This is a genomic window from Trinickia sp. HAY1-2D (assembly GCF_056754935.1).
In genome coordinates this window covers 3,018,269-3,035,854 of sequence record NZ_JBPGWX010000002.1, presented here as the reverse complement: position 1 = coordinate 3,035,854, position 17,586 = coordinate 3,018,269, and the positions used below count along the sequence as shown (strand labels likewise).

The 17,586-nt window shown below is 64.3% G+C and carries 17 protein-coding genes; 13 read left to right on the top strand and 4 right to left on the bottom strand.

What is annotated here, in order from left to right; all coding sequences use genetic code 11:
* Positions 1-18 precede the first annotated feature (18 nt).
* The 5 genes from ACR9ZC_RS21165 to cysM all read left to right on the top strand — a co-directional run bounded on the left by ACR9ZC_RS21165 (position 19) and on the right by cysM (position 5,082).
* The gene (locus ACR9ZC_RS21165) at positions 19-1,425 is read left to right on the top strand and encodes a UDP-glucose dehydrogenase family protein (RefSeq protein ID WP_481581818.1); all 1,407 of its coding nucleotides are present in this window, start codon (positions 19-21) and stop codon (positions 1,423-1,425) included.
* A 1-nt stretch (position 1,426) separates the two neighbouring features.
* Positions 1,427-2,422 (top strand): D-glycero-beta-D-manno-heptose-7-phosphate kinase, encoded by a 996-nt coding sequence (gene rfaE1, locus ACR9ZC_RS21160; RefSeq protein ID WP_481582732.1) that lies wholly within the window; start codon positions 1,427-1,429, stop codon positions 2,420-2,422.
* 44 nt (positions 2,423-2,466) lie between these two features.
* Positions 2,467-3,459: an ADP-glyceromanno-heptose 6-epimerase gene (gene rfaD / locus ACR9ZC_RS21155; RefSeq protein WP_481581817.1), complete on the top strand. Its 993-nt coding sequence runs from the start codon at positions 2,467-2,469 to the stop codon at positions 3,457-3,459.
* Positions 3,460-3,537: 78 nt separating this feature from the next.
* On the top strand, positions 3,538-3,909 hold the full coding sequence (locus ACR9ZC_RS21150) for a ComEA family DNA-binding protein (protein WP_481581816.1): 372 nt from the start codon (positions 3,538-3,540) through the stop codon (positions 3,907-3,909).
* Positions 3,910-4,179: 270 nt separating this feature from the next.
* Complete coding sequence (gene cysM, locus ACR9ZC_RS21145) at positions 4,180-5,082, top strand: cysteine synthase CysM (protein WP_331570544.1); 903 nt, start codon at positions 4,180-4,182, stop codon at positions 5,080-5,082.
* Positions 5,083-5,130: 48 nt separating this feature from the next.
* Here cysM and mltB read toward each other — a convergent pair whose 3' ends face one another.
* Positions 5,131-6,312 carry a lytic murein transglycosylase B gene (mltB, locus tag ACR9ZC_RS21140; RefSeq protein WP_481581815.1) on the bottom strand — a complete coding sequence of 394 codons (1,182 nt, stop codon included), beginning with the start codon at positions 6,310-6,312 and terminating at the stop codon, positions 5,131-5,133.
* A gap of 198 nt (positions 6,313-6,510) precedes the next feature.
* Between mltB and ACR9ZC_RS21135 the strand changes: the two genes are divergently transcribed.
* Together ACR9ZC_RS21135 and ACR9ZC_RS21130 are read left to right on the top strand one after the other, a co-directional pair.
* Entirely contained in the window at positions 6,511-7,434 is a 924-nt protein-coding gene (locus ACR9ZC_RS21135) for a histone deacetylase family protein (RefSeq protein WP_481581814.1), read from the top strand.
* A gap of 76 nt (positions 7,435-7,510) precedes the next feature.
* Positions 7,511-8,347: an enoyl-CoA hydratase gene (locus tag ACR9ZC_RS21130; RefSeq protein WP_481581813.1), complete on the top strand. Its 837-nt coding sequence runs from the start codon at positions 7,511-7,513 to the stop codon at positions 8,345-8,347.
* 55 nt (positions 8,348-8,402) lie between these two features.
* Here the strand turns inward: ACR9ZC_RS21130 and ACR9ZC_RS21125 are convergent, their stop codons facing one another.
* On the bottom strand, positions 8,403-9,317 hold the full coding sequence (locus tag ACR9ZC_RS21125; protein WP_481581812.1) for an alpha/beta hydrolase: 915 nt from the start codon (positions 9,315-9,317) through the stop codon (positions 8,403-8,405).
* A gap of 239 nt (positions 9,318-9,556) precedes the next feature.
* Here ACR9ZC_RS21125 and ACR9ZC_RS21120 point away from each other — a divergent pair, with 239 nt between their 5' ends.
* The 5 genes from ACR9ZC_RS21120 to ACR9ZC_RS21100 all read left to right on the top strand — a co-directional run bounded on the left by ACR9ZC_RS21120 (position 9,557) and on the right by ACR9ZC_RS21100 (position 15,096).
* On the top strand, positions 9,557-10,588 hold the full coding sequence (locus tag ACR9ZC_RS21120) for a methionine ABC transporter ATP-binding protein (RefSeq protein WP_440559390.1): 1,032 nt from the start codon (positions 9,557-9,559) through the stop codon (positions 10,586-10,588).
* Complete coding sequence (locus ACR9ZC_RS21115; protein WP_481581811.1) at positions 10,581-11,234, top strand: methionine ABC transporter permease; 654 nt, start codon at positions 10,581-10,583, stop codon at positions 11,232-11,234. The genes ACR9ZC_RS21120 and ACR9ZC_RS21115 overlap by 8 nt, the downstream gene beginning before the upstream one ends.
* Before the next feature lie 215 nt (positions 11,235-11,449).
* Complete coding sequence (locus tag ACR9ZC_RS21110) at positions 11,450-12,199, top strand: electron transfer flavoprotein subunit beta/FixA family protein (protein ID WP_481581810.1); 750 nt, start codon at positions 11,450-11,452, stop codon at positions 12,197-12,199.
* 15 nt (positions 12,200-12,214) lie between these two features.
* Positions 12,215-13,162 (top strand): electron transfer flavoprotein subunit alpha/FixB family protein, encoded by a 948-nt coding sequence (locus ACR9ZC_RS21105; protein WP_481581809.1) that lies wholly within the window; start codon positions 12,215-12,217, stop codon positions 13,160-13,162.
* A gap of 143 nt (positions 13,163-13,305) precedes the next feature.
* Positions 13,306-15,096, top strand: a complete 1,791-nt coding sequence (locus tag ACR9ZC_RS21100) for an acyl-CoA dehydrogenase (RefSeq protein WP_481581808.1) — start codon at positions 13,306-13,308, stop codon at positions 15,094-15,096.
* A 66-nt stretch (positions 15,097-15,162) separates the two neighbouring features.
* Here the strand turns inward: ACR9ZC_RS21100 and ACR9ZC_RS21095 are convergent, their stop codons facing one another.
* Positions 15,163-16,449 (bottom strand): D-amino acid dehydrogenase, encoded by a 1,287-nt coding sequence (locus ACR9ZC_RS21095; RefSeq protein ID WP_481581807.1) that lies wholly within the window; start codon positions 16,447-16,449, stop codon positions 15,163-15,165.
* A gap of 97 nt (positions 16,450-16,546) precedes the next feature.
* Here ACR9ZC_RS21095 and ACR9ZC_RS21090 point away from each other — a divergent pair, with 97 nt between their 5' ends.
* On the top strand, positions 16,547-17,035 hold the full coding sequence (locus ACR9ZC_RS21090) for an Lrp/AsnC ligand binding domain-containing protein (protein ID WP_173258793.1): 489 nt from the start codon (positions 16,547-16,549) through the stop codon (positions 17,033-17,035).
* Positions 17,036-17,109: 74 nt separating this feature from the next.
* Here the strand turns inward: ACR9ZC_RS21090 and ACR9ZC_RS21085 are convergent, their stop codons facing one another.
* Positions 17,110-17,478, bottom strand: coding sequence for a nuclear transport factor 2 family protein (locus ACR9ZC_RS21085; protein WP_481581806.1), 369 nt, complete (start codon positions 17,476-17,478; stop codon positions 17,110-17,112).
* Between the last annotated feature and the right edge of the window lie 108 nt (positions 17,479-17,586).

Below are 17,586 nucleotides of genomic sequence, written 5' to 3'. Positions count from 1 at the left end.
TCAACCAGCGGAACAGGTATGAAGATCACCATCATCGGCACCGGGTATGTCGGCCTCGTCACCGGGGCTTGCCTGGCGGAAATCGGCAACGACGTTTTTTGTCTCGATGTCGACCCGCGCAAGATCGACATCCTCAATAACGGCGGCGTGCCGATCCACGAGCCGGGGCTGAAGGAAATCATCGCGCGCACGCGTGCACACGGGCGCATCACGTTTTCGACCGATGTCAAAGCCAGTGTGGAGCACGGCGAGATCCAGTTCATCGCGGTCGGCACCCCTCCGGACGAGGACGGCTCGGCCGATCTGCAGTACGTCCTCGAGGCGGCGCGCAACATTGGCCGCTACATGAACGGCTTCAAGGTCATCGTCGACAAATCGACGGTGCCGGTCGGCACCGCGGAACGCGTGCGCGCCGTCGTGGAAGCTGAGTTGGCGGCGCGCGGTCTCGCAGATCGCGCGGCGCGCAGTTTTTCGGTCGTATCGAACCCGGAGTTTTTGAAAGAGGGCGCCGCCGTCGACGATTTCATGCGGCCCGATCGCATCGTGCTCGGCAGCGACGACGACGAAGCCGGACGTCTGGCGCGCGAAAAGATGAAGCGCCTTTATGCGCCGTTCAACCGGAATCACGAGCGCACGCTCTATATGGACGTCCGTTCGGCCGAGTTCACGAAGTACGCGGCCAACGCCATGCTCGCGACGCGCATCTCATTCATGAACGAAATGTCCAATCTGGCCGATCGTGTCGGCGCGGATATCGAAGCGGTGCGCCGCGGGATCGGCTCCGATCCGCGCATCGGCTATCACTTCCTTTACGCGGGCGTCGGTTACGGCGGCTCGTGCTTTCCGAAGGATGTTCAGGCGCTCGTGCGCACGGCCAATGACAGCGGTCAGCAACTGCGCATCCTCGAAGCCGTCGAGGCGGTCAATCACGATCAGAAGGAAGTACTCGTGCGCAAGATCGAGCAAGTGCTGGGCGCCGATCTCACGGGGCGCACCTTCGCGGTCTGGGGGCTTTCGTTCAAGCCGAACACCGACGACATGCGCGAAGCGCCGAGCCGGCGCGTCATTGCGGCTTTGCTGGCGCGCGGTGCGTGCGTGCAGGCCTATGATCCGGTCGCACTCGACGAGGCGCGCCGCGTATTCGCGCTCGATCTCGCCGATCGCGGCGACGAGCATGCCCGGCTGGCGTTCGAGGCTTCGCAGGAGGAAACGTTGTCCGGGGCCGATGCGCTCATCGTGCTGACCGAATGGAAGGAATTCAAGAGTCCCGATTTCATGCACATGAAGTCGGTGCTGAAGTCGCCCGTGATCTTCGATGGGCGCAACCTTTATGAACCGCAAGCGATGGCCGAGCTCGGCATCGATTACTACGCAATCGGGCGTCCCTATGTCCCACTCCAGTCCGCAACCGATCCGCACGCCTGAGATGAGCGAGAGCGGGGCTCGTCCCGTCGCCGCACCCACGCAAGCGTTGCCGCCCTTGCCTGTCATTGCGCGCGAGCGGCTCGCGAGCGCACGCGTACTCGTAGTCGGCGATGTCATGCTCGATCGCTACTGGTTCGGCGACGTCAACCGCATCTCGCCCGAGGCGCCTGTGCCGGTCGTGCATGTCCAGCGCCAGGAGGACCGGCTTGGCGGCGCCGCCAACGTTGCGCGCAACGCCGCGGCGCTCGGTGCGAGCACTGGCCTGCTCTGCGTGGTCGGTCACGACGAGCCCGGCGAGCGCATCGTCGAGTTGTTGAAGGACAGCGGCGTCATACCGCATCTCGAACGCGACCCGGAACTCCCGACGACGATCAAGCTGCGTGTACTGTCGCGCCAGCAGCAACTGCTGCGCATGGACTTCGAGAAGATGCCTGCGCACGAGGCGTTGCTCGCCGGGCTCGCGCGCTTCGATAGGTTGCTCGCGTCGCACGATGTCGTGCTCCTTTCGGACTACGCGAAGGGCGGGCTCACGCACGTGACGCAAATGATCTCCAAGGCGCGAGCGGCCGGCAAAGCCGTGCTCGTCGATCCGAAGGGGGACGACTGGGAGCGCTACCGCGGGGCCACGGTCATCACGCCGAACCGGGCCGAGCTGCGCGAGGTGGTCGGCCGATGGAAATCGGAGGAGGACCTCGTTGCGCGCGTCACGGAACTGCGCACATCGCTCGAGCTCGAGGCGCTGTTGCTGACGCGTTCGGAAGAGGGCATGACGCTCTTTACGGCGAATGGCGAGCTCAATGCACCGGCTGTCGCACGCGAGGTCTACGATGTGTCGGGTGCGGGCGACACCGTCATCGCGACGCTTGCCGCAATGCTCGGCGCGCGTGTGCCGCTCGTCGATGCGGTCGCACTGGCCAATCGTGCGGCGGGTATCGTCGTCGGCAAGCTCGGTACGGCGACCGTGGACTATGACGAACTTTTTGCGCCCGCGCACTGAGGCGGGCCGCTTTCCGACACATCCCTTTCATTGCGAAACCGATCATGACTCTCATCGTCACCGGCGCCGCCGGCTTCATCGGCAGTAACCTCGTCAAGGCGCTCAACGCGCGCGGCGAGACGCGCATCGTTGCAGTCGACAATCTGAAGCGCGCCGACAAGTTCAAGAATCTCGTCGATTGCGAGATCGACGACTATCTCGACAAGACCGAATTCGTCGAACGCTTCACGCGCGGCGATTTCGGCAAGGTGCGTGCCGTTTTCCACGAAGGAGCCTGCTCCGATACGATGGAAACCGACGGCCGCTACATGATGGACAACAACTTTCGATACAGCCGGGCGGTGCTCGACGCTTGTCTCGCGCAAGGTGCGCAGTTTCTGTATGCGTCGTCGGCGGCCATCTACGGCGGCTCGACACGCTTTGTCGAAGACCGTGCCGTCGAAGCCCCGCTCAACGTCTACGGCTACTCGAAGTTCCTGTTCGATCAGTTGGTCCGCCGCGTGCTGCCGGCCGCAACGAGCCAGATTGCGGGCTTTCGCTACTTCAATGTCTACGGTCCGCGCGAATCGCACAAGGGACGCATGGCGTCAGTGGCGTTTCACAACTTCAATCAGTTCCGCGCCGAGGGCAAGGTGAAGCTGTTCGGCGAGTACAACGGCTACGCCGCCGGAGAGCAGACACGCGATTTCGTCTCCGTGGAGGACGTCGCGAAGGTCAACCTCTTTTTCTTCGACCATCCGGAAAAATCGGGCATCTTCAATCTCGGCACGGGCCGCGCGCAACCGTTCAACGACATCGCGTCGAGCGTCGTCAACACGCTGCGTGCCCTCGAGGGTCAGGCGCCGCTTTCGCTCGCCGAAATGGTCCAGAGCGGGCTCATCGAATACGTACCGTTTCCCGACGCCCTGCGCGGCAAATATCAGTGCTTCACGCAAGCGGACCCGACGCGCTTGCGCGCGGCCGGCTACGACGCGCCCTTTCTGACGGTGCAAGAAGGCGTCGACAGATACGTGCGTTGGCTATCCGGCCAGCTGTAAGACGACGGCGCATCTCCCTAGACTGGGGTCTTCGGGTCGGCTTCCTCTCATGCCGGCCGCTCGATCAACGGAGGTCCCATGTATCAACGATTCCTTGCCGCATGCCTTCTGGCCGCTGCATGCGGCCAGCTCAGCGCGGCCGTCGACGTCAACGCCGCTGACGAAGCGGCCCTGCGCAGCGTCAAAGGCATTGGTCCCGCGAAGGCGCGTGCCATTCTGGACGAACGCGCACGCAATGGGCCGTTCGAAGACGCGTCGGATCTGGTCGCTCGTGTCAAGGGATTCGGCGGCCGAACGCTCGAGCGGCTGCAAGCCGAAGGACTTTCAGTGGGGCGGCCGCTATCCGTCCCATCGTCGCCCCGGCCATCCATCCCTGTATCCGGCGGTGTTCCGAGCCGCGCAACGAGTGCGTCGGCGCGTCGCGCCGCGGTGGCCGTAACGCATCGATGACCCATCGTTGACGCTTCGACCTGCGCACCGCACGCGTGCGCTTGTCGATGCGTCTTCTCGCAGCTCTCCTTCACCGTCATGCGGTTCGACGGCTTCCCGCGGCTTGCCGCGGGTTTTTTGCGTTCTCGGCTGGGGCGCGTGGCATCGGGCCCGCGAACTTACTGCCGACCGAGCCGCTCCGGCACGTCGTGGCGCGCTGCTTTACAATCCATCCCAATACCTCGAATTCTCGATTGCTCATTACGTCATTGCGCTTTGCGCGTCTAACACATGCCTTACAAGACTATTGAAGATACGGTCGGCAACACGCCGCTCGTGCAACTCGTGCGCGTGCCGGACGACGAGATCCGCAGCCGCAACAATGTCGTGCTCGCCAAGCTCGAAGGCAACAATCCCGCGGGCTCGGTCAAGGACCGTCCGGCGGTATCGATGATCAAGCACGCGGAGGCGCGTGGGCGCATCAGACCCGGGGACACGCTCATCGAGTCGACCAGCGGCAATACCGGCATCGCGCTGGCGATGGCCGCCGCAATCCGAGGCTATAAGATGGTGCTCGTCATGCCCGAGGACCTGTCTGCCGAGCGGCGCCAGAGCATGGCGGCGTACGGTGCCGAGATCGTGCTCACGCCGGTCAAGGGCGGAATGGAGTACGCGCGGGACCTGGCGGAGCAGATGCAGCGCGAGGGCAAGGGCGTCATCCTCGATCAGTTCGCGAACCCCGACAACCCGCTCGCGCATTATGAGAGCACGGGCCCCGAGCTTTGGCGCGAAACGGAAGGGCGCATCACGCACTTCGTTTCGTCCATGGGAACGACCGGTACGATCATGGGCGTCTCGCGCTACCTGAAGGAGCAAAACGACGCCATCGAGGTCATCGGCGCGCAGCCCGAGGAAGGCTCGCGCATTCCGGGCATCCGCAAATGGCCCGAGGCTTATTTGCCGAAGATTTTCGATCGCAGCCGGATCGATCGCACCGAGAACGTTTCGCAGGCGGCAGCCGAAGCCATGGCGCGCCGACTGGCTGCCGTCGAAGGTATCTTCGGCGGCATTTCGTCCGGCGGTGCGTGCGAGGTGGCATTGCGCGTTGCGCGACAAGTCGAGAATGCGACGATCGTGTTCATCGTTTGCGACCGCGGCGACCGTTATCTGTCCACCGGCGTTTTTCCGGCCTGACGCCGACCTTCCACCGAGCTTCGGTTCCGGTCAGCGCCAGCCGGCCGCTCAACTGGAGGCCGCGGCTGCGGCGTCGGCCTGCATGCGCGCTTTCACGCGCTGCCCGAGTTCATAAACGGCCAGCGCATAAAAGAAGCTGCGGTTGTAGCGCGTGAGCACATAGAAGTTCTGCAGGCCGAGCATGTATTCGGTGGGTTGGCCCGGGGTCGGCAGATCGATGACCAGCACCGGCGTGGCTGCCTCGACGTTCGTATCGAGGCCCGGTTCGTCGAGCGACATGCCGGCGCGCAGCATCTGGGCGAGTGGCCAGTGCGGCTCGGGCTTGCCATCGGCGGCTGCCTGCGCGATCCCGATGCTGCCGGCATCGTGCGCGATTTGCCATACGACGGGGCGCCCGGTATTCCAGCCGTTTTCGCTCAGATAGTTGGCGACGCTGCCGATCGCATCGGCCGTGCTCGAGCGCAAATCGATGCGATTGTTGCCTTCGTAGTCGACTGCATATTTGACGATGCTGCTCGGCAGGAACTGCGGAATGCCGATGGCGCCTGTGTACGAGCCTCGCACACTGCTCGGATCGAGCTGCGCGTTGCGCGTCCAGACCAGATAGTCTTCGAGGTTCTTGCGAAACGTCATTTCGCGTTCGGCGCGGTTCGGCGTGTTCGGGTAGTCGAATGCGAGCGTGGTCAGCGCGTCGATCACGCGGAAGTTGCCCATGTACTTCCCATAGATCGTCTCCACGCCAATGATGCCGACGACGATCTCGGGCGGCACGCCATACTGCTCGTAAGCGCGCTGCAGCGTTGCCTGATTGTCGTGCCAGAACTTGACGCCTGCGTTGATGCGAACCGGATCGAGAAAGCGCGATTCGTACGCATGCCAGTTCTTGAGCGCGGGCGTGGGCGACGGCGTGACGAGTTTCACGACGGTGGCCGAGTAGGCCGCGCTCGCAAAAAGCGCGTGCAGCGCCGCGGCGTCGAAATCGTAGCGCGCGACCATGTCGTCGATGAATGCGTCCACATCCGCATTGTGCGCATACCGCTGCGGAACGATCTCTTCTTCGAATGTCTGGCTCTGCGAGGCGGGTTGCGGCTCGGCTTGCGCGACCCTGACCGAACGGTGGGCAGGGTGCGTCTGCGCGAGCGCCGCGTTGCCATTGGCGGCAGCGAAAGCGACGGTGGCGGCGAGGGCGGCAAAACGCTGGGCTGTGCGCGAGGCGAGGATGACGGTCATATTGGATGGGATGGGAACGGCGGGCGGTGCGTGAACGTTTCGGGGCTCGGCGCAGTATAGCGAACGGGCGGCTCGCGCGAAACCGTAGCGGGTCCGCGTCGTGCGCGGGAGGAGCGCTCCGGGTCTCGGCGTTGGCGCACATCGGCCTGTGGTAACGTAGCTGCTTGGAGACATGCTTGCGCGGCAGGCGGATACATCATGGCAACCGCTTTCTATTCACATCCCGAATGTCTGCTTCATGAGATGGGGCCCGGGCATCCCGAATGTCCCGAACGCCTGCATGCGATCGAAGACCAACTGATCGCCAGCCGTATCGCCCCGCATGTCCAGCGCGAGACGGCGCCGCGCGCCGATTTCGAGCAGATTGCGCGCGTGCATACGCGCTCGCATATCGAATACATCGAGAGCCGGTCGCCGGCCGAAGGCTACGCCTGGATCGATCCCGACACCGCAATGAACGCCCATACCTGGGAGGCGGCGCTGCGCGCGGCGGGAGCAGCGGTGGCGGCGACCGACGCCGTCATCGAAGGCCGCTACGAGAACGCGTTTTGCGGGGTCAGGCCACCGGGCCATCACGCCGAGCCGGGTCGTGCGATGGGTTTTTGCTTTTTCAACAATGTCGCGATCGCGGCGCGCCACGCACTCGAGGCGCACGGGCTCGAGCGCGTGGCCATCGTCGACTTCGACGTGCATCACGGCAATGGCACCGAAGCGGCATTCGCGGGCGATGAGCGCGTGCTCATGTGCAGTTTTTTTCAGCATCCGTTCTATCCGTACAGCGGTGCGGACACCGTTGCCTCGAACATGGTCAATCTGCCGATGCCGGCCCGCACGAAGGGCGAGGCGGTACGAGAAGCCATCGAGCTCGCCTGGGTGCCGCGCCTCACGGCTTTCGAGCCTGAGATGATCTTCATCTCCGCCGGTTTCGACGCACATCGCGAGGATGATCTCGGCAACATGGGGCTCGTCGAGGACGACTACGTCTGGATAACCGATAGGATCCGCGGCATTGCGGCGCGCTATGCGCGCGGGCGCATCGTGAGCTGCCTGGAAGGCGGCTACAACCTGTCGGCGCTCGGTCGCAGCGTGGCCGCCCACGTGCGCGCGCTGGCCGGCATTTGACGCATCGAACGGCGGTGCGCGCGGGCGGCCCGGCATCGCCCGCTGCCCGCATGATGGAACCATGGAGGTGACGGTCATGAACTCCGATTCATCGTCGACACATCCGGCCGAGAGTTCGGCCGGCACGGAACCGACGGGCGTGCTGCTCATCGAGCATGGGGCGTATGGACTTCCGGGCGCCGTCCGCTTGACGCTGAACCGTCCCGATGCGTTCAACGCGCTGTCGGAGCAACTGATTGCCGAGCTCCATGCCGCCTTGGGCACGATCGCGAAAAGCGATGCACGAGTCGTCGTCCTTGCAGCCGCGGGCCGCGCGTTCTGCGCGGGCCACGATCTGAAGGAAATGCGCGCGGCGCCGTCGCTGGCCCACTATCAGGCGCTCTTCGCCCGTTGCTCGGCGTTGATGATGACGATTCAGCGGATGCCGCAACCCGTCATTGCACGCGTTCAAGGAATGGCGACGGCCGCGGGCTGTCAGCTCGTTGCAATGTGCGATCTCGCGGTGGCGGCCGACACGGCGCGCTTTGCCGTTTCCGGCATCAACGTGGGCCTCTTTTGCGCGACACCGGCCGTACCGTTGTCGCGCAATCTCTCGCGCAAAGCCGCATTCGAGATGCTGATGACGGGCGAATTCATCGATGCGGCCAAGGCGCGCGACGAGGGGCTCATCAACCGGATGGTGCCGCTCGATGCGCTCGACGCCGAAGTGATTTCGCTCGCGTCCGGGATTTGCGCCAAGCCCGCAGCTGCGGTGAGCGCGGGCAAAGCGCTTTTTTACCGGCAGCTCGAAACCGGCATCGAAGCCGCATATCAGCTCGCGGGGCAGACCATGGCCTGTAACGCGATGGAAGATGCGACGCTCGAGGGAATGCAGGCGTTCGTGGAAAAGCGCAAGCCGAACTGGAGCGCCTAGGGCCCTAACGCGAACGGGGTATCGCGATCGGGCGTCGGCGCGATGCGCCGGGCGATTATCCTGAGTGCGCCCCGATCCACTCGATCAACGCATCGATCACGCGCGTACGGTCGAGATCGTTCATGGTCTCGTGATAGCTGCCTTCAAAGATGGTCAGCGTGCAATCGGCCGAGCCCACCTCGTGCGCGAACTCGCGGCTTCCTTCCGGTTCGGTCAGCTTGTCGTCGCTGCCATGAAAGATGAGTACGGGAAGTTCGAGCGCTGCGCGGGCGCGTTCGATACGCTTCATGGCAACGAGGATTTCGGCGCCGGTACGCGCGGGTATCGGACCGTGGTGCACGAGGGGATCGTTGCGATTCGCCTCGACGACGGCCGAATCGCGCGCGAGTAGCGCGGGATCGATTTTCATGGCCGGGAAACGCGGCCAGACGCGGCTCACGAGTTGGCTCGCCGCGATCATCCAGCGCGGCACATCGCGGCCGGCAACGAGTGCGGGGCTCGACAGAATCAGTCCGGCGGGCCGTTGCCCGTGTGCCGCACCATGCGCGAGTCGCTCGGCTGCGTAAAGCGCCGCAATCGTCCCACCCATACTGTGTCCCATCAGAAAGAACGGAATGGGCGGGCGGGCCGCCGCCCCGAGCAACGCTTCGAAGTCGCGCAAATATTCGTCGATGGATCCGGCCCATACGCGCGGGCCGGGCGAATGGCCATGTCCGCGCAAATCGATGGCAACGAGCTCGATCCCTGCTTCGCCAAGCCGTGCGGCAAGCGGCGCGTAGCGCCCCGCGTGCTCGGCCAGCCCGTGCGCGAGTGCCACCGTTGCCTTGGGCTGGAAGCGAGCCTGCCCTGGGCACCAACGGTATAGCGCAAGCTCGACCCCGTCGGCGGTGCGTACAGTCGAACGCGTAGGGCCCGTATCTGAGCCGGCGGCGTCGGGCGCGAGATCGGACGGTGCGTCGAAGGTGGCCATGATGGGTTTGCCCGCTGACGGAATGCGAGCGCCATGTTAATCCTCGCGCGCCGAGGGCGGGCCCCCGAAAGGAGACCGACAGCTCTAATTCCTTTGAGTTATTAGATGTTGAGAATTAATTATGAAACCTTATTTGTGCGGCGCGATAAAATAGCGGGTCCGGATGTCCCGCCAACCATGGCTGGGCGCTAGTCGCCCTGCGCAAAACGCCGCGCGACCCCCGCCGTCTTCTTTTTTTCATGATCGAACTACGCAACGTTTCACAGCGCTTTGCCGGCCCCGGCGGCTGGGTCGAGGCGCTCAAAGGGATCGACTTGACGATTCCGCCCGGCGAAATTTTCGGCATCATCGGCCGAAGCGGCGCCGGCAAGAGCACCCTCGTGCGCACCATCAATCTGCTCGCACGGCCAAGCGAGGGAGAAGTCGTCGTGGCGGGCCGCGCATTGACGGGACTGCCCCCAGCGCAGCTGCGCGAGGCGCGCCGCGAGATCGGCATGATCTTCCAGCATTTCAATCTGCTCAGTTCGCGCACGGTATACGAAAACGTCGCGCTGCCGCTCGAGCTCGCGGGCATGAAGCGTCACGCCATCGACGCCGTCGTCTCTCCGCTGCTCGAACTCGTCGGCCTCTCCGCGCAACGGCAGCGTTATCCGGCGCAGATCAGCGGCGGGCAAAAGCAACGGGTAGGCATTGCGCGCGCCCTCGCGAGCAAGCCAAAGGTGCTGCTTTCCGACGAGGCCACCTCGGCGCTCGATCCCGAGACCACGCGCTCGATCCTTCAGTTGCTCAAACGCATCAACCGCGAGCTCGGTTTGACGGTCGTGTTGATCACCCATCAGATGGAAGTCATCAAAGAGGTGTGCGATCGCGTCGCGGTGCTCGATGCAGGGCGCATCGTCGAAGCGGGGGCGGTCGTCGATGTCTTCCTGCAGCCGCGGCACGACGTCACGCGTGCGCTGCTCGGCGACGTCATCGCGCACGAGTTGCCGGCCGCGGTAAAAGCGCGTGTCGCAAAGCACCTCGAGACAGGCGCCGGCCAACTGCTGCGGCTCGCGTTCGCGGGAGGCAGCGTCGACAAGCCTGTCCTGTCCGAGGCAATCCGGCGCTATGCGCTCGACGTGAACATTCTGCACGGTCAGATCGACGAGATTCAGGGGCGGGCGTTCGGCTCGCTGGCTGTGCTGGCCGACGGCGAACCGGGCCAGCTCGGCGATGCGCTCGCTTACTTGCGCGCGCAAGGAGTCGTGGTGGAGGCGCTCGCGCATGTTTGATGAAATGCTACCGATGTTTCTCGCGTCGTTTTGGGAGACGCTGGTGATGGTCGGCATATCGGGCGTGCTCGGCGCGCTGGTCGGGCTGCCGCTCGGCATCGTGCTCTTTCTGACAGAGCCAGGCGGCGTGCTCGAAAACGCCGCGGCCAATCGCGCGATGGGGCTCACGGTCAATGCGGTGCGCTCGACGCCGTTCATCATCCTGCTCGTGGCGGTCATTCCGTTGACGCGATTAGTCGTCGGCACCTCGATCGGGACGGCGGCCGCGGTGGTCCCGCTCACGATTGCGGCGGCGCCCTTCATCGCGCGCCTCGTCGAAACCGCGCTGCGCGAGGTCGACCGCGGCCTGATCGAGACGGCCGAAGCGCTCGGCGCGACGACGTACCAGATCGTCTTCAAGGTGCTGTTGCCCGAGGCTCTGCCGGGCATCGTAGCGGGGCTGACGATCACGTTCGTTTCGCTGGTCGGCTACTCGGCGATGGCGGGCGCGATCGGCGGCGGCGGGCTCGGCGACCTGGGCATTCGCTATGGCTACCAGCGGTTCCTGCCCGAGGTCATGCTGGCCGTCGTGGCGGTGCTCGTCGTGTTCGTTCAGCTCGTGCAGTCATTGGGCGACTGGCTCGTGCGGCGTTTGAGCCATCGCTGAGAACATCGGTGCGGTTAGAGGCGTTGATCGAGAATTCGGGCTTGGCGAGTCGGCCCAGCCTCATTAAAATAAAACGATCGTTCGTTATTTAGGCGCACCATCGAGCGGAAGCCCGCTCGACATCCGGCGCCCGGCGCGGCGGCCCCTCGGGCTGCTGTTTGGCTGTCGTTATAATGGCCGCTGGGTTGACGTATTCGTAACTTTGGAGCGTGTGCATGAAAATTCTGGTGCCGGTCAAGCGCGTGGTCGATTTCAACGTGAAGGTTCGCGTGAAGTCGGATGGCACGGGCGTCGATATTGCGAACGTGAAGATGTCGATGAACCCGTTCGACGAAATCGCGGTGGAAGAGGCGGTGCGGCTGAAGGAAGCGGGCGTGGCGACGGAAATCGTGGCGGTGTCGTGCGGGGTGGCGCAGGCGCAAGAGACGCTGCGCACGGCGCTGGCGATCGGTGCCGATCGGGCGATTCTGATCGAATCGAACGAGGACTTGCAGCCGTTGGCCGTGGCGAAGCTGCTCAAGGCGTTGGTCGATAAAGAGCAGCCGCAGCTCGTGATTCTGGGCAAGCAGGCGATCGACGACGATTCGAACCAGACGGGCCAGATGCTGGCGGCGCTGGCGAACCTGCCGCAAGCGACGTTTGCCTCGAAGGTGACGATCGCCGAGGGCCGTGCGACGGTGGCGCGCGAAGTGGACGGGGGTGCGGAGACGCTGACGCTGAGCTTGCCGGCGGTGGTGACGACGGATCTGCGCCTGAACGAGCCGCGCTATGTGACGCTGCCCAATATCATGAAGGCGAAGAAAAAGCCGCTGGAAACGCTGAAGCCCGAAGACCTTGGGGTGGACGTCACGCCGCGCTTGAAGACGCTGAAGGTGGCCGAGCCGCCCAAGCGCAGCGCCGGTGTGAAGGTGCCGGATGTGAAGACGCTGGTCGAGAAGTTGAAGACCGAAGCCAAGGTGGTGTAAGGGGAGCGCGAAGAAATGACGATTCTGGTGATTGCCGAACATGACAACGCGACCGTCAAGGGCGCGACATTGAACACTATTGCTGCCGCGCACGAGGTTGCCAAACTCGTCGGCGGCGATATTCACGTGCTGATTGCCGGTCACAACGCGCAGGCCGCGGCCGATGCGGCGGCGAAGATCGCGGGCGTCTCGAAGGTGCTGCTCGCCGACGCGCCGCAACTGGCTGCAGGTCTGGCGGAGAACATCGAAGCGACGGTGCTGGAGATCGCGAAGGACTACTCGCATATCGTGGCGCCGGCCACGGCATACGGCAAGAACATCGCACCGCGCGTGGCGGCGAAGCTGGACGTGGCGCAGATCAGCGAGATCACCGCGGTGGTGTCGCCCGATACGTTCGAGCGGCCGATCTACGCGGGCAATGCGATTGCGACGGTGCAATCGAGCGATCCGATCAAGGTGCTGACGGTGCGTGCGACGGGCTTCGACGCCGTGGCAGCCGTTGGCGGTAGCGCCGCAATCGAGAAGATCGAGGCGGCGGCTGACCGTGGTATCTCGCAGTTCGTGAACCGCGAGGTGACCAAGCTGGACCGTCCCGAGCTGACGAGCGCGCAGATCGTGGTGTCGGGTGGCCGGGGTCTGGGCAGCGGCGAGAACTATCAGAGCGTGCTCGTGCCGCTGGCCGACAAGCTCGGCGCGGCGTTGGGCGCCTCGCGCGCCGCGGTGGATGCGGGCTATGTACCCAACGATTACCAGGTGGGCCAGACGGGCAAGATCGTCGCACCGCAACTGTACGTTGCGGTCGGTATCTCGGGTGCGATTCAGCATCTGGCCGGCATGAAGGATTCGAAGGTGATCGTCGCGATCAACAAGGATCCTGAGGCGCCGATCTTCAGTGTGGCCGATTACGGACTCGTCGGCGATTTGTTCGCGCTCGTGCCGGAGCTGGTCGCGGAGCTCGGTTGAACGAACGACGCGAAGCGCCGTTCGACTAGGCGCCTGACGGCAACAGGGGAGGGGGCGCGGCGCGCCCCTTTTTTTACGGTCCCAGTTAGCGCTTTAGCGCTTACTGAGGCCCCAATGCAGAGCAACGACTCAGGAGGAGCACGATGAGCTATACCGCGCCCATCAGGGACATGCTATTCGCGATGAAGGAACTGGCCGGTCTCGAGACGGTTGCCGCGTTGCCGGGCAGCGATGACGCGACCCTCGAAACGGCGCAAGCCGTGCTCGGCGAGTCGGCGAAACTGTGCGAGCAAGTGCTTGCTCCGCTGAATGTCGAGGGCGACCGCCATCCGAGCGTCTGGAAGGACGGTGCCGTCACCGCGACGCCCGGTTTCAAGGAAGCGTTCCGCCAGTTCGTCGAGGGTGGTTGGCAAGGTGTGCAGCATCCCGTCGACTACGACGGGCAAGGTTTGCCCAAGCTCATCGCGACGCCCTGTGTCGAGATGCTCAATGCCGCGAATCTTTCGTTCGCGCTCTGTCCGCTGCTGACCGACGGCGCGATCGAAGCGCTGCTCACTGCCGGTAGCGCCGAGCAGAAGCAGCGCTATGTGCCCAAGCTGCTTTCAGGCGAGTGGACAGGGACGATGAACCTCACGGAGCCGCAGGCCGGCTCCGATCTCGCACTGGTACGCACGCGCGCCGAGCCCCAAGGCGACGGTACCTATCGAATCTTCGGCACGAAGATTTTCATCACCTGGGGCGAGCACGACATGGCCGAGAACATCGTCCACCTCGTGCTCGCGCGCACGCCCGATGCGCCGGAGGGCGTAAAAGGCATCTCGCTTTTCATCGTGCCCAAGTTCCAGATTGACGACGATGGCAAGCTCGGCGCGCGCAACGACGTGCACTGCGTATCGATCGAGCACAAGCTCGGCATCAAGGCGAGCCCGACCACCGTGCTCCAGTTCGGCGACCATGGCGGCGCGACCGGCTACCTCGTCGGCGAAGAGAACCGCGGTCTCGAATACATGTTCATCATGATGAATGCGGCGCGTTTCGCCGTCGGCATACAAGGCGTGGCCATCGCGGACCGTGCGTACCAAAAGGCGGTGGCTTACGCAAAGGAGCGCGTGCAGAGCCGCCCGGTCGACGGTAGCGCGAAAGACCCCGTCACGATCATTCATCATCCCGACGTGCGCAGAATGCTGGCCACCATGCGCGCGTTGACGGAAGGCGCGCGCGCCCTCGCGTATGTTGCGGCGGCGCACTGCGATGTTGCGCATCGTCATGCCGATGCCGCCGTGCGCGCCGAACATCAGGCGCTCTACGAGTTTCTCGTGCCCATTGTGAAGGGATGGAGTACCGAGCTTTCGATCGAGGTCGCGAGTCTCGGCGTGCAAGTGCATGGCGGCATGGGTTTCATCGAGGAAACGGGGGCGGCTCAGTACTATCGCGACGCGCGCATTCTGACCATCTACGAAGGCACCACGGCGATCCAGGCGAACGACCTCGTCGGTCGCAAGACGCTGCGCGATGGCGGCGCCGTCGCAAAGAAGTTCGCCGCGCAGATTCGCGCGACACTCGATGCGCTTTCGGCGCACGAGGGGCCCGCTTTCGCGGCCATGCGTTTGCAGTTGTCGCTGGCCGTGCGTTCGTTCGACACCGTCGTCGATTTCGTGCTCGCCAATGCGAAGTCCGATCCAAAAGCCGTGTTCGCGGGCAGTGTGCTGTACCTGGAGCTCGCGGGCATCGTGCTGGCAGGCTGGCATATGGCGCGTGCCATGCTCGTCGCGGCGCGCGACGAAGTCGGCGACGCGCCGTTTTATGGCGCAAAGATCGCAACCGCGCGATTTTTCGCCGAGCAAATCCTGCCTCGGGCCGCCGCGCTCGAAACGGCCATCGTCACCGGCAAGGGCGGTGAGGGCGTCTACGCACTGTCCGAAGACCAGTTCTGAAAATGCAAACGGCGCCCGTGTGGGGCGCCGTTTGTGCTGCCTGGGCTCTTCGGGTGGCGTGAGCCGTTACGCGTAAGCGGGTCTGGGCGACGTGCCGATGTCGCCCAGATAGCGATGCACCGATAGGTCGTCCGCCTGGATGGCGGGGCGCCGGCCGGAGATGAGGTCGGCAAGCAGTTGGCCCGAGCCGCACGACATCGTCCAGCCCAGCGTGCCGTGGCCGGTATTGAGGAACAGATTCGCGACAGGCGTGCGGCCGACGATCGGCGTGCCGTCCGGGGTCATCGGGCGCAAGCCCGTCCAGAATGTCGCATGCGCCGTATCGCCGCCGCCGGGGAAAAGGTCGTTGACGCACATCTCGAGCGTCTCGCGGCGTGCGTTGCGCAGTTTCTGATCGAAGCCGACGATTTCCGCCATGCCGCCCACTCGAATCCGATCGTCGAAGCGCGTGATGGCGATCTTGTACGTTTCGTCGAGCACCGTCGATACGGGCGCCGCGGCGGGGTTGACGATGGGTGCCGTGATCGAATAGCCCTTGAGCGGATAAACCGGAATCTTCACGATGTCGGCTACGAACTGCGTCGAATACGCACCGAATGCGACGACGTAGGTGTCGGCGCGCAGGGTTTCGTTGCCGCTGCGGACACCGGCGATCCTGCCACCCGCCATCTCGAGTGCATCGACGGGCGTGTTGTAGCGGAACTTCACGCCGAGCTGTTCGGCAAGCGCGGCCAGCCGTGTCGTGAACAGCTGGCAGTCGCCCGTTTCGTCGCCCGGAAGACGCAACCCGCCCGTCAACTTGTGCGAGACGGCGGCGAGTGCGGGTTCCGCGCGCGAGAGCTCGTCCGGCGCGAGCAGTTCGTAAGGCACCTGCGCCTCGCGCAGCACCGCGATGTCTTTCTGCGCACCGTCGAGTTGCTGCTGCGTGCGAAAGAGTTGCAGCGTGCCGCCCGTGCGGCCTTCGTACCGGATGCCGGTATCGGCGCGCAATGCTTGCAGGCAATCGCGGCTGTACTCCGCCAGGCGCACCATGCGGCCCTTGTTGACCGCGTAGCGCTCGGCCGTGCAATTGCGCAGCATTTGCCACATCCAACTCAATTGGAACTGCGTACCGTCCAGGCGGATGGCGAGCGGGGCATGCTTTTGGAACATCCACTTGACGGCTTTCAGCGGAACGCCCGGCGCGGCCCACGGTGCCGCGTAACCGGGAGAAATCTGGCCCGCGTTCGCAAAGCTCGTTTCGAGCGCGGGACCCGCGGCGCGGTCGACCACGGTGACTTCATGGCCCGCGCGCGCCAGGTAATAGGCGCTCGTTACGCCCACCACGCCGCTGCCCAAGACGATGACTCGCATAGCTACTCCAAAAGACGCTTGATCCAGTTATTGGAGCTATACTATTGCGACGAAAGCAGTTTTTGTTTTTGTAGTTTTCATATTTTTGGTGAAAACAGTGAGAACGCAGCGCCAACCGATCCGCAAGCTCGACAAGCTCGACCACCATATCCTGCGCATCCTTCAGGAAGACGGCCGTATCGCGATGAAGGATCTGGCCGAGCGCGTGGGGCTGACGGTCACGCCGTGCATCGAGCGCGTCAAGCGCATGGAGCGCGACGGGGTCATCACGGGCTACTACGCGCGTATCGATCCGGCCCAGCTCGGCGCGGCGCTGCTCGTGTTCGTCGAAATCACACTGGGCCACAAGAGCGGCAACATGTTCGAGCAGTTTCGGCGCGAGGTGCACAAGATCCCCGAGGTGCTCGAGTGCCATCTGGTGTCGGGCGAGTTCGACTATCTCATCAAGGCGCGCATCGGCGAGATGGCCGATTACCGCAAGTTGCTCGGCGACATCCTCTTGCAGTTGCCGGGCGCGGTGCAGTCGAAGAGCTATGTCGTCATGGAGGAAATCAAGGAGACGCTCGCGATCCCTGTCCCGGGTTGAGGCTCAGGCGAGCCGCCCGCTGTGTCTCGGCGCCGCGACAGAGGGGTTCGCCGCGGCGCTCGCCTGCACGTCGCTCAGGCAGGTTGCGCTACCGCGTCGAGAAAGCCCGTGACGCTCGAGAAGCGTCCCGTTGCATCGACGACGGCAAAGTCCGATCCCCTTGCCGCAACGGTGCCGTCCGGGCCGACCAGCTCCCAGGAGAAGCGTACGTACGGGCCGAATCCGTCGATGTCGGTGCTGAGGTGGAACACGAAGGCCGGGAATCGCTCATGCACGGCCGCAATCATGGTGTCGATGCCTTCATGGCCCTTGCCTTCGAGCATAGGATCGACATAGACGGCGCCGTCGGCATAGGTTTCGCCGATGAGCGCGCGGCGGCGCACGGCGTCGGTCTCGTTCCAGGCGGCGAAGTAGCGGGCGACGAGCGGGGTATGTGCGTTCATGTCAGGCTCCTTGGACGTTCAATGGCGGCGCGAGGCCGCGGGTGGTGCGGTCGCCGCTTCGGGAATGGCGACTCGCTCGAGAACGAAGGATCGTCGAAACCGCGAGGC